The organism is Streptomyces griseomycini (genome assembly GCF_014203535.1).
Lineage (GTDB): Bacteria > Actinomycetota > Actinomycetes > Streptomycetales > Streptomycetaceae > Streptomyces > Streptomyces griseomycini.
Genome location: NZ_JACHJI010000033.1, coordinates 1 through 13620, shown reverse-complemented (window position 1 = coordinate 13620; position 13620 = coordinate 1). Strand labels below are relative to the sequence as shown.

The 13620-nt window shown below is 67.1% G+C and carries 9 protein-coding genes; 6 read left to right on the top strand and 3 right to left on the bottom strand.

The features are described from left to right. Nucleotides 1-300 precede the first annotated feature (300 nt). The 3 genes from FHS37_RS37620 to FHS37_RS37610 all read left to right on the top strand — a co-directional run bounded on the left by FHS37_RS37620 (nt 301) and on the right by FHS37_RS37610 (nt 2081). Entirely contained in the window at nt 301-573 is a 273-nt protein-coding gene (locus tag FHS37_RS37620) for a hypothetical protein (RefSeq protein WP_184829669.1), read from the top strand. Next, a complete protein-coding gene (locus FHS37_RS37615; protein WP_184829667.1) occupies nt 570-1475 on the top strand; it encodes a helix-turn-helix domain-containing protein in 906 nt (301 codons plus the stop codon). Before FHS37_RS37620 ends, FHS37_RS37615 begins: the two co-directional genes overlap by 4 nt. A 393-nt stretch (nt 1476-1868) precedes the next feature. Next, nucleotides 1869-2081, top strand: a complete 213-nt coding sequence (locus FHS37_RS37610) for a hypothetical protein (protein WP_184829665.1) — start codon at nt 1869-1871, stop codon at nt 2079-2081. A gap of 662 nt (nt 2082-2743) precedes the next feature. Here FHS37_RS37610 and FHS37_RS37605 read toward each other — a convergent pair. Further along, on the bottom strand, nt 2744-3565 hold the full coding sequence (locus tag FHS37_RS37605) for a helicase associated domain-containing protein (RefSeq protein WP_229890274.1): 822 nt from the start codon (nt 3563-3565) through the stop codon (nt 2744-2746). A gap of 15 nt (nt 3566-3580) precedes the next feature. Here FHS37_RS37605 and FHS37_RS37600 point away from each other — a divergent pair, with 15 nt between their 5' ends. From FHS37_RS37600 to FHS37_RS37590, 3 genes are read left to right on the top strand one after another with little or no spacing between them, the layout of a single operon-like run. Next, nucleotides 3581-4339 (top strand): replication initiator, encoded by a 759-nt coding sequence (locus tag FHS37_RS37600; RefSeq protein WP_184829663.1) that lies wholly within the window; start codon nt 3581-3583, stop codon nt 4337-4339. Continuing rightward, nucleotides 4332-4520 carry a helix-turn-helix domain-containing protein gene (locus FHS37_RS37595; protein ID WP_184829705.1) on the top strand — a complete coding sequence of 63 codons (189 nt, stop codon included), beginning with the start codon at nt 4332-4334 and terminating at the stop codon, nt 4518-4520. The genes FHS37_RS37600 and FHS37_RS37595 overlap by 8 nt, the downstream gene beginning before the upstream one ends. Then, nucleotides 4520-5776 (top strand): tyrosine-type recombinase/integrase, encoded by a 1257-nt coding sequence (locus tag FHS37_RS37590; protein ID WP_184829645.1) that lies wholly within the window; start codon nt 4520-4522, stop codon nt 5774-5776. Before FHS37_RS37595 ends, FHS37_RS37590 begins: the two co-directional genes overlap by 1 nt. An 87-nt stretch (nt 5777-5863) precedes the next feature. Here FHS37_RS37590 and FHS37_RS41255 read toward each other — a convergent pair whose 3' ends face one another. Together FHS37_RS41255 and FHS37_RS37580 are read right to left on the bottom strand one after the other, a co-directional pair. Further along, complete coding sequence (locus FHS37_RS41255) at nt 5864-6472, bottom strand: DUF6928 family protein (RefSeq protein WP_184829643.1); 609 nt, start codon at nt 6470-6472, stop codon at nt 5864-5866. Nucleotides 6473-6508: 36 nt separating this feature from the next. Next, complete coding sequence (locus FHS37_RS37580) at nt 6509-13501, bottom strand: polymorphic toxin-type HINT domain-containing protein (RefSeq protein ID WP_229890272.1); 6993 nt, start codon at nt 13499-13501, stop codon at nt 6509-6511. Nucleotides 13502-13620: the final 119 nt, after the last annotated feature.

The window sequence follows — 13620 nt, the reverse complement described above, 5'->3', positions numbered from 1 at the left end:
CGCGAGAGCCCGTGGGGCTCGGTGGCGCAGGGCGGTTGCGTCCCCGGCCTGCCCGATTGGCACAAGGTGACGGAATGCGCTGGCCGTACTCGTCTGACCTGCGAAGAGGTCGGGAAGGCTGGTTCGGCGGGAAGCGTACGTCCGTGTGGACACAGGTGACGGAAGGGTGCTGACCGGCCTGGAATTGCGGGCTTGCGGCATGCCACGATCGAGGCCTCGCCCCCGGCGCAGCGCTCCGCTCACAACGGACTCCCGCCGTATGGCTTCTGTCTGGCCTTCAGCGTTCTGAGGAGTTGTCTCATGTCCGTCTTGCTTGCCCGGACGGCCGCCTTGGCGGCCCGGCCGGTCGCCGGGGTCATGGCCCCGCGCGGTCCGCTGTGGCTGCTCGGACCCCGTACGGCGGCCGGTGGCGCTCGCGTCATCGTCCCGCCCTCCGTCACCGGGTTTGCCGCGGCCGGGCAGCTGGTGCCCGCTGCGCTGTGCGCGGCCGTGGCCGGTCGCGCGCCCGCCGGCTCCCGGTCCCCTGCGCGCCAGGCCGTGCGCCGCGCGCCGGTGAACGCAGGCTCCAGGTGACCGGGCGCCCTCCTGGTCGTCTCCCGGCCACGACGGGGCCCGCGCTCGCCAGGCTGACCAGGTGGCTGCGCGCGCACAAGGAGGCCTGCGGCAAGAGCGGCAGGGAGCTGGCGCAGGAGTCGGGGGCCGGGTTCTCCGAGCGCACCCTGCTGCGCGCCTTCGCCGGCAGACGCGTGCCGCCGGAGGCGGTCGTTGAGGACCTGGCGGACATCTTCCATGCCGACAGGGAGGAGGCGAAGCAGCTGTGGCGTGAGGCGAGAGCCGAGGCCGCCGTGTCGCCGGGCATGCACGGGCGCGGCCCGTCCACGGTGACCACTGCCGAGACACTCGTCGAGGCCATGAACGTCATGCGAGCGGAGGCCGGGCAGCCCGCGCTCCTGCGGCTGGAGGAGAAAGCGGGCCGGGACGAGGCGGGCCGGACGCGGCTGCCTCACTCGACGCTCTGGCTCGTCCTGAAGGAGAAGATCCCTCCCAGTGAGGGGCTGTTCACCGCGTTCCTCGAGGCGCTCGGCCTGTCCGGCAAGGACGTGCGGGAGTGGCAGGCCACCTACCGCCGCATCTATGCCGGTGCGCCGCCGCGGCGTGCATGGGGCGAACCGCCGCCGCCCGTCGTACGTAACGAACCGGCAGCGGTCCACCCATACGATCACGGCGATGTGGCGCTGCAGCGCATGGAGCGCAGCGAGGAGATCAAGCGCATCACCGGGCAGGTGCGCGAGCCCGATGACTACGACCTCCTGGGGCTGGGCTACCTGAACTCCCCCGGACCCGAGGCGTACGACGAGGAGGTGCTCGAGCAGTGGGAAGCCGACAGCTCCGCCGCCGGCCCAACGCGGCACAGCGGCACCACCGACCTGAAGGAGGAGCTGCGCGCCATCCTCGGCCGCGCGAAGCGCGCGTGAGCGCGCCGCACGGTCGCGGCGCCGCGCAGGCCGACCAGTGCCGGACTGGGCCGGTGGTGGTGCGCGAACCGGTGGGGCCCGCCGCCACCCCGACACCCGGGGGCGGAAGGTTTTCCTCCGCCCCGGAAAGGGTGAGCGGCGACCCCGGGAAACCTTCATTGCATGCCCTTTACAAATACGTGAAACGGAGAGACGAACGTCACATAAACCGGACCCGAGAGGCTTCGCTTTCACTCGTTCGACGTAAACAGAAACGGACATAAAGAGCACTTCGGTGACCAGAAAGAGGCGCCCCGCCGACTGGAAAGCAGCCCCCGCAAGGGCCGGCCCCGAAAGCCGGGTAAACTCGTTTCCGTTGTTTCTTGTCAACTCAAAAGAAGCAGGAGAGCCGCGATGGCCGATCACGAGGATGAATCCAACGAGTCGGCCGAGGCGAAGAACCCCGCCGAAGTTCCCGGCACGTCTCTTCCTCCCGCTCACGGCAAGCCGTGGCACGAGGGGACGTACCAGGTTCTGGGGATCTTGTACTACGGAGCCCACATCGTTCACTGGGTGTGGCTGCAGGCACAGGACCTGGTAAACCCGCTGGTCCAGCCCTGGTCGTAGTGCGGCGGAGCCTGGTCCCACCTGATCCGTGGTCCCAGACCCCGCCGCTGCCTCGGCTCGGTTCCCGACGAGTGGCAGGACGTCCACTTCCACACGCAACTCGCGGGAACCACTGTGCACCAAGACTGCCGGAGAATGACAATCTCAATCTCCGTACGCAGTCATTCTAGCGGAGCCGCAGAGTGGAGACACCACCCTGCGGCTCCTTTTTCGTGTCCACAAATATGTACAGCAACATTCCGGAACGGTTGCAGCGGATTCATGTTCATCACATTCGATCGGCGAACTTTGCCGCGAGCTTAATATTGCATCCTGTCATTCACATCACTCGATCCGTTATTTAGCCGACGTGACGGTTTGCCGCGAAAGTCGGTGACACACTTTCACTGTCCTGCTCGCAAAAAATTTTGGTTGGCCGTGGTGAACTTTTCATCGGCCGACCGTGGTGAACTTTTCACCCGTGTTCCGCGCAGATGTGTTCCTGCCGCGAAGTCTGCAGGCGGCTGTGCAAGACCGCTGGCGGCTGTACCGGGCGCCGCCGAAAGCGGCACGCTGCGCGTGCTTCCGCGGTGCGTGTCACCCAGGCGCCTGCGGTTGCGGCGACGGCTGGCCGGCCGCAGGAGGCAGATCATGCGGCGGCTCTACCGGAGGACTGCTCCATGTCACCCGAGGACGGCCGGGATGGCGGCGTCAGCCGTCCAGTCTCCGTCGAACAGGGCCGCGACGAGGCGTGCGTGCTCGTCCGGGAGCCAGTTGGCGCGGTGTCTGGTGCGGGCCCTGGCGAGCCAGGCGCCGATCCTGACGGTGTCGCCGTCAACGCGCATGGTCTCGCGGGCGGCGGGGCTGCGGCCTTCGCGGTGCAGGAAGAGTTCCAGGAGCTGGACGGTCTGTTCGAAGGTGCGGCGGGCTCGGTGGCCTGCGGGGGCGAGCGTCTGGGTGGCGGGGGTCAGGCCGAGGGCGGTCATCAGGCGCTGCTGGCCGGGGTGGAGGCGTGGCCAGGTGGTGAGCTGGCGGTGCAGCCAGGAGCCGATCTTCACACCGGTGAGCTGGGTGTCGCGGGTGAGGGCGGCGGGGTCGGCGCCGGTGGCGAGGTGGGTGCGCAGCAGGTGGTATTTGCGGTGCCAGTCGGCTCCGTGCGGGAGGCGCCAGTGGGGGTCGAGGGCGGTGAGGGCGTCGGCGCGGGCGGGGGTGAGGGTGTTCCTGGCGGCGTGGTGGCGTTGTTCGGCGAGCCAGGCGCCGAGGGGGGTGGTGGCGGGGGCGGCGAGGTGGCCGTGGGTGCGGTGGTAGTCGGCGGCTGCGGTCAGGCGGGCGCGCCAGGCGGCGTCGTGCTTGTCCCAGATCATGCCGAGCGCGTCGAGTTCGGCGATCCAGTCCGCCTCGAGGCGGCCGGCCTTGGCGGCGTCGCGTATGGTGGTGATGAAGGTGCCCAGCTTGTAGCCGGTGGGGTCGGTCGCGAGGTCGCCCGTATCGGCGGCCTCACCCAACGCAGCCTCGCCTCGGTGGTGAAGGTGTCGTATGCGAAGGTCGCTGAATACCAGAAACGCGGCCTGGTCCACTTCCACGCCGTCATCCGCCTCGACGGGCCCGACGGCACCACGACCCCACCACCCACCTGGGCCACCACCGCGATGCTCACCGACGCCATCCACGCCGCCGCCACCCGCACCACCGTCGCCGGACCCGAACTTGACGGCACTTCCCTCCAGTTCACATTCGGCAAGCAGTTGGACGTACGGCCGATACGCAACGGCGACTTTTGTGACGGTAGGAAGATCACGGACAAGGCTGTCGCCGCGTATGTGGCGAAGTACGCCACCAAGGGAGCCGAAGGCGCCACCGGCACCCTCGACCGCCGGCTGCGCCTCATCGCGGAACTCCCCGCCTACCAGGTCCCCATACACGCGGAGCGGATGATCCGCACGGCCTGGCAGCTCGGCGCCCGCCGCGACCTCGCCCATCTCAAACTCCGCGCCTGGGCGCACATGCTCGGCTTCCGGGGCCACTTCTCCACCAAGACCCGCCAGTACTCCACCACGCTCGCCCAGCTCCGCCAGGCCCGCGCCGATTACCAGAACGCTCTCAACGACCCGGACAGAACAGGCCCGGAGGACGAGGAGTCGACGCTGGTGATCTCTCACTGGGTCTTCGCCGGCACCGGCCTCACCCCCGATTTGGAACGCCTCGCCACCCTCGTCACCCCAGCACCGGGAGCGGGCTCTGCCTCCGGCCCTGGAGCGGGGGTGGTTGGTGGTGCGTGACGGCGAACTCCTCACCGTGCCCGAGGTCATGGCCTACCTGAAGATCGGCCGTTCCGCCGTCTACGACCTCCTCCGCTCCCACCAGCTCCGCTCGATCACGATCGGCCGGGCCCGCCGCATCCCTGCCCACGCGCTGGCCGACTTCGTCCACTCCCGCCTTGAACAGGAAGCCACCGCCTGATGCCGTCCCCGCGTTCTGCCCGAAAGTCCCGCGCCAACGGCGAAGGTATCGTCTACCAGCGCAAGGACGGCCGCTGGGAAGCCGCCGGCTACGTCCTCACCACCAACGGCACCCGCAAGCGCACCCGCGTCTACGGGTCCACGCGCAAGGAGGCCGTGGACAAGCTGACCGAGCGTATGGCCGCCAACAACCGCGGCCTCCCAGCACCGGCTGCGGACTGCGCTATCGGGGTGTATCTCCAGCACTGGCTCGACAACATCGCCGTGCATCAGCTCCGCGAGACCACCCACACCCGCTACCGCGCCACCGCCCGCCTCTACATCAACCCCATCCTGGGCAAGAAGAAACTCGGCAGGCTCGCCACCAAGGACGTCCGCGCCTTCCTCGACCAACTCCGCACCCAGTGCCAGTGCTGCATCCGAGGACTCGACACCCAAGGCATCTGCTGCTCGGCCGGGAACTGCTGCGGCAAACGGCTCTCACCGCTGACCGTCAGCTACGTGCACTCCGTCCTCAAATCCGCACTCCAGCACACCGTCCGCGAGGACGAACTCCCGCGCAACGTCGCCCGGAACGTACCGGCCGGCACTCCCCGCCCCAAGCGCACCGAACCCCTCACCGCTGCCGAGGCCCGCCAACTCCTCCGTGCCGCCGAAGACCACCGCCTTCAGGCCCTGTTCGAACTCGCCCTCCACACCGGGCTACGTAAGGGCGAACTCCTCGGTCTTCAGTGGAGCGACCTCGACCTGGACAGCGGGACCGCCAACATCCGTCGCACCCTTCAGCGCACCAGCAGCCGGGGCCTGACCACCCTGCCGACGAAGACCACCAGCTCCGAACGCCGCATAACCCTGCCTGCTACTTGCATACACTCGCTACAAGCCCATCGACGGCGGCAGGAACAGGAAGGGGCGGCTGCCGGGGACGGGTGGCAGGAGAGCGGCTACGTGTTCACCACGCCCACCGGCCGCCCCATCGACCCCACCAACCTTACCCGCGCCTTCACCACCCTCCTCAACCGCTCGGGCCTCCGCCGTATCCGGTTCCACGATCTTCGCCATACCGCTGCGACGCTCCTCTTGGAGCAGGGTGTGGAACTCGTCGTGATCAAGGAGCTCCTCGGGCACGCCCACATCGGCGTCACCGCCGCCGTCTACGCCCACGTCCGCCCCCGCCTCCAACAAGCTGCCATCACCACCCTGAGCAACGCCCTCAGCGCTGACACCGCCCCCAGCGGCACGGCTGCCACCCCCTGACGCGCACCACCTTCAGAAACGCCGGCGGCCCCACGAGGTACCTCGTGGGGCCGCCGGCGTCCGGCTGCGTTGCCGTCAACGTTGCCGTCAAGAAGGGTCGAAGACCGGAATCTCAACCTCTTCGGGATCTACGCAGAGATCATCTTCTTTCCCTTCAAGGATGAAGCCGAAAAAGTATCGGAGAGCCTCATTCCCCAGGTCGATTGGATGGAACGGAAGTCGATAGCTACTCGCCTGAACCGGGCGCTGACCATTCCAGAAGGGCTGCTCGAACGGGAATTTCTGCCCCACATCCTCGATCACTCCCGATCCCGGACTCAGACTTACTGCCCGAAGGAGCCCAGTGGGGGACCAAGCAAGAATCGAAGCCCAATCTTCGGAACTCTCCATGCATACCGCATAAGCGCTCCTCTTTCCAGCCAAGCGGGCAGCCTCACTCACGAGGTTGCTTGGATGATCCCGAGCTATCTTGCGTGAGCAGACAACGTCAAAGCGCGGAAAACTCGCCACACACGCTGCCCCGTCCTCCGGCCAGACAGCCAGGTCTAGTGGAAGTACGCCCGACTCACGAGGAGTGCCCCCCAGGAACCTCGCTGCTAGGTCCAGTGACCTGGTCCGATCCCACCCGACAGCACCACGGAAGAGACCTTCCGGGCGCTCATCCGTGAGCACCAGAATGGCAGCCTTAGATCCCATCGGAACCTCCGAACACATCACTGTCTGCTTGGAATTTCACGGTCCGCAATCGGGGCAATGCCACAGATCCACCTCCACCTTCATGGTGACATTACTCCCCTTCTTCAGTCCTGGGAGCCTGCTCGTGTTCAGAGTTGCCCCACCGTGACCGAGCTCGGCGTATCCAAGCCTCTGGTTGTCAGTCAGGGACGCTCCGCGCCCAGTCTTGACTTCCACTGCCACCCAGTTTCCCGATGGATCTTGGGCAACGAAATCCGCACGGAAAACGTCACCTTGGCTATTCTTGAACCGCACCTCTCTGGTGATATTCGTGTAGCCCGAGGTCTGAAGCCGCTCCAGTGTGGCACTTTCTCCCATCGCGCCATGCGGGATCCCAGTAATGGGACATTCTCCGGCGTTGTGAACCAGAACTGGCGTGGTCCCGGCAAGTACATAGTACGTGTGGAGGTCGTCCACCGTCAGGTTGTAGGTGCGAGCCTGTTTCGAGAAGGAGCGATTGCCGGTGACGATGACCGTGTCACCGGTCTCGGTACGCAGTGTCATGCCGGCTTCGAGGTGCCGTGCTTCGACCCAGCGCCTTTCGGAGGGGGACCAGAACGGGTGCTCGTGGGTGGCCGTGAGCTTTTCGATGCCGTCTTCGGTGGCGATGGAGAGTTCGTTGAAGTGCTTGTCGTCCTCGGTGATGATGAGGTTCGTGACCAGTCTCGGCCCGGTCTCTCCGGTTTCCGGGTCTGTGGCCAGGACCTCATCACCGACTTCGACGTCCTCGATGTCCTTCGTCTCTCCGTCCGCCATCAGGACATCGGTCCCGGCGAGGAAACATTTACTGCACCGGGGTGCTTTGTATTTCTTCCCGAGATAACTCGCCACCGTCCCCTGAGAGAGGCCGGTCATCAGGAGATCCACGCCCTCCATGTACTCAGGCGTGAGGAATAGGTCGTAGGTGTAGTAACCCCTCTGCTCGGAAGTGCAGTCCAGCACGTCATTGAAGCAGAGGTCAGCATATGCGGCGGCATATATCTGACTCTCACCCCACCCCATTCCGTAATATTGACCATTACGGTGGTAGACCTCCCGGTAGACGACCGGAAGATGCTCTATCATCGCCTCGTAAAATCCCTCGGGGACGCCACCGGGAGATCCACCGGCGATATCTGTGAGCGTTACCCTGCCGTCGTTCTTGCTTCCTCCGCCGGCCCCAGATACGTGGGCTTTGGATGCATTCCCCTTGGGGTATCCGGCGCCGTTCGGGGCGTCGTCGTAATCGCCGAGCATTCCACCGTACGGACGCTTGCTTCCAGAGTTTCCAGGGGTTCCGGGGTTTCCGCCCCCTACACCGGCCAGTCCTGTCGGGTCGGAGATCGTGACGGGTGAGTTGCTGGCGTAGCTGTATCCGTTGAGGGACTGCGGCTGGGTCAGGTCCAGGATCGGGTCGACACTGATGAACTGGCCGATGCCCGGGTCGTATTCGCGGGCGCCGATGTGGGTGAGGCCGGTGTTCGTGTCGTGGGTTTTGCCGAGGAATCCCTTGTCGTCGGGCCAGGGTCCGTAGGCGGGCTTGCCGCGGTCGGCGCCGAAGGGGGTGGTGTAGCGCTTGGTGAAGGTCTGGTCGCTCCGGTTGATGGCCAGGTGGGCTGTGCCGTGGTGATCGCTGATGAGGAAGGTGACCTTGCCGGTGCCGCTTTCGTTCGAGCGCGTGGCGGCTGTGATGCCGCCGGCCGCGTAGGAGCGCTGGGCCCAGGTGGTGCCGTCGGTGCGGAGGTGGAGTTCGGTGGCTCCGGCGTAGAGGACGCGTTCGCCGTTTTCGGTGGTGCGGATGAGGAGGGTGCCGTCGGCACCGTAGAGGTAGTCGGTGGACTGGCCGTTCTCGGTGAGGCGGGTGAGTTTGCCTTCCTCGGACCAGGTCAGGTCCTGGGTGGTGTCGTCAGCGGTGCCCGGGCGTTTGGTGGTGTTGCCGGTGGTGTCGTAGGTGTAGGTGCGCTGGGGGCTGGTGCAGTCGCCCTGGGTGGTGGTGCCGGTCAGGGTGTGGGGCTGGTCGGTGTCGGTGTAGCAGTAGGTGGTTTTCGTGGTGGTGCTGGGGGTGTGCTGGGTTTCGGTGGTGCGCTGGCCTGCGGTGTTGTAGGTGTAGCTGGTCCAGTACGGGGCCGGGCCCGACAGGGCGTCGGCGCTGGGGGCGTCGGTGCACTTGTGGGAGGCGGGGGTCCAGGCTTCGGTCAGGCGGCGGTGGCCGTCGTAGGTGAAGCACTGGGTGTCGGCGCTGCTGGTGCCGCCCAGGGTGGTGGAGTCGCTGAGGGATGTGACGTTGCCGGCCTGGTCGTAGGTGTAGGTGAGGTTCTGCAGCTGGTAGGGGTGGGTCTCGTCCTGGGTGTAGCTGTTGGTGAGGCGGCCGGTGCCCGGCTCGTAGGTGTTGGCGACATAGACGTGTTTGTCGGTGCCGAAGGTGAGCTGGTTCGGCTGGGTCAGGGCGGAGTAGTCGATGTCGGTGAGGTAGGTGCCGATGTCGGTGAGGTTGCCCAGGCTGTCGTATTCGTAGCCGGTGATCTCGTCTTCCAGACCGCCGAGTGCCGGGTCCTCGGTCTGCTTGACCGTTCCGTTGGTGTTGTAGTGCGTCTCGAACGGCAGCGTGGCGGGTGTGCCTGCCTTGACGAACGGGTCGCTCGCGGGCAGCCGGAGCTCGGTGTGGGTGGCGCGGCTCATGCTGTCGTAGGCGGTGACGGCCTGGGTGTAGGCGGCGCCGGTCGTGCCGCCGATGTAGCGGGTGGAGGTGGCGGGCAGGCCCTTGAGGATGGTGTCGTAGGTGTGGGCGGTGAGCTGGGTGGCGTCGGTTTTCGAGCCGGCCCAGGTGGCGGTGGGGCGGCCGAGTTGGTCGTAGGCGCTCAGGATCGCCTTGCCGCGTGAGTCGGTGGTCTTGATGACCTGGTCGAGGGCGTCGTACTCGGTGGTCGTTCTGCCCTTGTCCGGGTCGTCGGCGCTGGTCTGGCGGCCGAACAGGTCGTAGCTGTAGGACCAGGTGGCGCCGTCCGGGCCGGTGATGGTCTTCTGCCGGCCGTCCAGGCCGTAGGTGAACTTCACGGCGGTGTACTTCTCGCCCGGGCCGGTGCCGAAGTCGGCGTCGGCCGGGCTCACCCCGGCGTAGTTGCGGGTTTCGACGGTGCGGCCGCGGATGTCGGTGATGGTGCGCTGCGCCTCGCCGCCCTGGACGGCGGTGATGGCGGTGGAGTCACCGGTGTAGCTGGTGGTGGTGGCCCACTTCTTGACGCCGTTGACGTAGAGGGTGCTGGTGGTCGGCCGGGCGGCGCCGTCGAAGACGGTTTCGGTCTGGACCGGGGCGCGTCCGTATTCGGCGCGGGTGTAGGTGCCGTTGGGGGTGCTGGTGGTGTCGAAGATGTCGGCGAACGTCTCGTAGGCCAGGCCGCGCGTGTCGTGACGGGTGTCGGTCAGCAGCCGGCCGCCGTCCGGGGTGGGTGACTGGGTCTGCAGTGGCCGGAGCAGGGAGTCGTAGAGGGCGTAGCTGGTGTTGTAGGTGTCGCTGTTGGTCAGGGTGGAGGTGGACACCCAGGACGGCTTGCTGTTGTCCAGGTGGTAGGCGAACTTGATGTTCGGGCTCTGACTGCCGCTGGACCGGTTGGGCAGCCACACGTCGGTAAGCCGGCCGAGCGCATCGTACTTTTGCTCAGTCAGTTTCAGGTTGATGTCGGCGGTCTGCCGGGCCAGCCCGCGGCGCGGGTCGAGGAAGCTGTACGAGCGGTAGCCCTTGGGATCGGTTGAGATCGTCTTGGTCAGCGGCCCCGCGTCGGCGGGGGTGTAGGCGGCGGAAGTGGTGTGGCCGGCGGTGTCGGTGACGGTCAGGGGGCGGCCGAGTGTGTCATAGGTGGTGATGGCGATTGTCTGCCAGCCGGAGGGCAGGCGCTGGCCGTCACTGCCGGCGGTGGCGGTGTAGCCGGTGGCCCGTCCGGTCCAGGTGGCCTGGCCCTTGGTGGGCTTCTGCGTGGCCAGCCAGGTGGTGGCGTCGGCCTTGTCGTAGACGGTCGCGGTGTCGGCCAGGACGTCACCGGAGGTGTTGCTGGTGGCGGGCAGGTTCAGGCTGGCGTCGGTGACCGAGCATTCCCGGGCGACGGTGCGGGTGCGGGAGACCAGGCTGGTGATGCCGACGTCCGGGTTGCGGGCGTACCAGGTGCGGGTGCACGTTTCGTCGCCGCCCACGCCCTTCTGGCCGTAGTCGTCGACGGCGTTCACCATGCCGAGGTCGTCGTAGCGCTTGGTCGCGATATGCGTGCGCCAGCGGCTGGAGGCGGTGAGGTAGGTGCTGGTGTAGGTCGAGGTGTTGCGGACCCACCGGGCGGTGTGGTCGGTGGCGTCCGGCACTGTCTGGGTGGCGGTGTTCTTGTAGGTGTAGTTGTAGAAAGTGCTGCTGATGGGCTGGCTGCCGTTGTAGGTGACCTGCTGGCGCAGCTGGCCCTTCCAGTGTTCGCTGTCGTATGCGTTGGTGAAGTCGACGTCCGTGTCGAGCAGCGGGGTGACGGTCACGGACTTGGTGGTGCCGTCTTTGTTCTTGTCGCCGTGCATGCCCTGCATATAGAGCGAGACGGTCTTGGAGCGGGTCTCGCCGACGGCGCCGGTGTGAGCGGTGACCTGGCGGTAGCCGCGCCAGTCGGACCAGGTCCGCTCGTCCTTCGGCGTGAACGGGTCGTCGTTGTGGTGCCAGGCCGCGCCGCTGTAGTCGTAGGCGTACTCCACGGCCGGGTTGCCGGCGGCTGGGTCGTGCACGCCCACGGCCAGGGCCCGGTATTTGTGGAACCAGTCGATGGAGGCGTTCTCGGCGCCGTTGATGTTCCAGTACTGCGGGTAGCAGGAGCGGGTGTTGCTGTCCGGGGCCGCGCCTTGGACCTCGCTGCGGGTGCATTCCGGGGACGACAGGGTGACCTTGGTGATCGCGCCGGTCTCGGAGGTGATGGCGGAGATGCGCGGCCGGGTCAGCGGCAGGATGTCGTCGGTGGCATCCACGCGGTTGGGCCGCATCTGGTAGGTGAAGGAGATCGGATTGACAGTGAGGGGCGTGTCGCCGGTCTTGCCGGTGCGCTTGAGCGACTTCAGCGTCAGGACCTGGTCGGAGCTGTCGCCGATGTCCCCGCCGTCCAGGTACTGCCCGGTCAGGTCCCAGGAGTCCACCGGGTCGTACCCGGTGCTGGTGGCGTTGTAGGAGAAGGTGTCGATGCCGGTCAGCCGCTTGCGGGTGAAGAAGGACGGGCCGGCCGCGTTGCACTCGTCGTCGTCCTTGGAGCAGATCGCGTCGAACGGCACGTCCGGCCAGTTCTCCGCGGTGTCCTTCGTCAGGCTGGAGCAGTCCGAGGCGGTGCAGCGCTCGGCGTAGGAGAAGGTGACCTTGGCGTCGGCCTTGTCGGTGAACAGGGCACCCTTGCGCAGCCCGTACTCGATCCGGTTGAGGTAGCCGCCGCGGATGTAGGAGGCACCGGCCGTGGTGGCCTTGTTCTTCTTGTAGTAGTTCGATTCCTTGGTGTACCAGTACGTGGCCGCGTTGCCGCGAGTGTCCTCGACGTAGTCCAGGTTCCACCGCCAGGCCTGCGTCAGCGCCCGGTCGGCGAACGCGTCACCGCCGGAGTAGCCGGGCTCGCCGGAGTCGTCGCCGAACACGGGAACGGTCCAGGTGGAGTTGGTGCGCTGGTCTGTCGCGCCGTCCAGCTTGTTCAGGCCGAACACGTACTTGGTGCCGTCGCCGGTGACGACCGTCCAGTACTCGCCGTCGTTGTCGCCGTTCTCGGCCCCGGTGGAGCGGGTCACCTTTGAGGCGTCGTCGTGTTCCAGCCGCCACTGGCCGCTGGTGTCGTCCTTGATCAGCCGGGTCGCCTTGCCGTTGAGGACCAGGACCGCGTTGTCGTACTTCCAGCACTGGTCGAAGACATCCGTGTGGCCGTCGTCGTCGCAGCTGCCGTAGGCGCGGGTGATGTAGGACTCGGTGAGGGTGAAGCCCTCGCCCACGGTGGTGGTCTGGTTGTTCGTGGTCGCGGTGCGGCCGTCGACGCTGCCCGAGTCGTAGGACAGGGACAGCGGCGGCACCGGGCCCGCTGCTGCGGGCGGCATGGTGAAGGCGTGGGACCAGGTGAAGGAGCCCGAGCTGCTGCCCGCCTCCCAGGAGGAGGACGCCGACAGCTTCGTCGCCGAGAAGTCGCCCGCCCCCTTGGGGGACTGACCGGAACCGGCCGAAGCAGCCGTGACCGCGAACACGGTCCCACTGGACGCAGCGCTGCCGGCCTCGCCCAGCAACTGGGTGGACGGCCCGTCGGACACTTTGCCCAGGCGGACCTTCGCCGAGACCGTCTGATTCTTGAGGTCGTTGTCCGAGGGCAGCGGTGTCTGCTTGCGGCACTCCGTCTTGTCCGGGGTTGTCAGCGCGCACGCCGGCAGTTGCACCAGACGCAGCCGCTGGGACCAGCCGCCACCGATGGCCGAGGCGAAGCCGGAGTAGTCGATACCTATGCTCGCCGCGCCCGGAGTGTCGGCTGCGACTGTCAGGAGGATGCCGGTGACGCCCGCTTTGCGGGCCGCCTTCTGGTCTAGGACGGTGACCTGCGCCTCGCCCGACGCCGCCGCGGAGGCCTTGGAGGAACGCGACTTGGAGGGGGACGCCGGCTTCAGCGCCACCGGTGTGCCGCCAGGTTCCGCGGTACGGTTCGCGCCCGGTGTGAGGGCGAGCGAGGCGGTGCCATGCTTGGGCCAGGCGGCCTTCCGCTCCCCCGCCGCTTGCTCGGCCTGCGCGGCGTTGGCCTTGCGTTCCCTGGCAACCGTGGCCCGTGCCTTCTTCGCACCGGGCCCGTCGAAGGCTTTGACCTTGGTCACCGGTGACTTGGGCAGCTCGGGGCGCCCCAGGCCGCCGGGTTCTGCGGCCTGGGCGACCTGGGCCAGCCCGGTGGGCACGATCAGGGCCATGGCCAGCGACTGCCCCAGGAGACGGCTCGTGCGGCGCCGGACCCCCTCACCCGACCGCCTTGAGGTGCCTATGCCAAAGACCATCGTTCTCGTCCCACCCAGTCCTTAAGAGGTCCTAACAAAGGCGTTGGACGTGGCGGTGGGTGATGAGACAGGTGGCGAGGCCAAGGAAAGCTTCGTGGATGTCGTCGCGCCGTTCCCAG

Bases quoted from the DNA above. Each gene is read 5' to 3' on its own strand.
- FHS37_RS37620 (WP_184829669.1), top strand. From the start codon at position 301: ATGTCCGTCTTGCTTGCCCGGACGGCCGCCTTGGCGGCCCGGCCGGTC.
- FHS37_RS37610 (WP_184829665.1), top strand. From the start codon at position 1,869: ATGGCCGATCACGAGGATGAATCCAACGAGTCGGCCGAGGCGAAGAAC.
- FHS37_RS37590 (WP_184829645.1), top strand. From the start codon at position 4,520: ATGCCGTCCCCGCGTTCTGCCCGAAAGTCCCGCGCCAACGGCGAAGGT.
- FHS37_RS41255 (WP_184829643.1), bottom strand. From the start codon at position 6,472: ATGGGATCTAAGGCTGCCATTCTGGTGCTCACGGATGAGCGCCCGGAA.
- FHS37_RS37580 (WP_229890272.1), bottom strand. From the start codon at position 13,501: ATGGTCTTTGGCATAGGCACCTCAAGGCGGTCGGGTGAGGGGGTCCGG.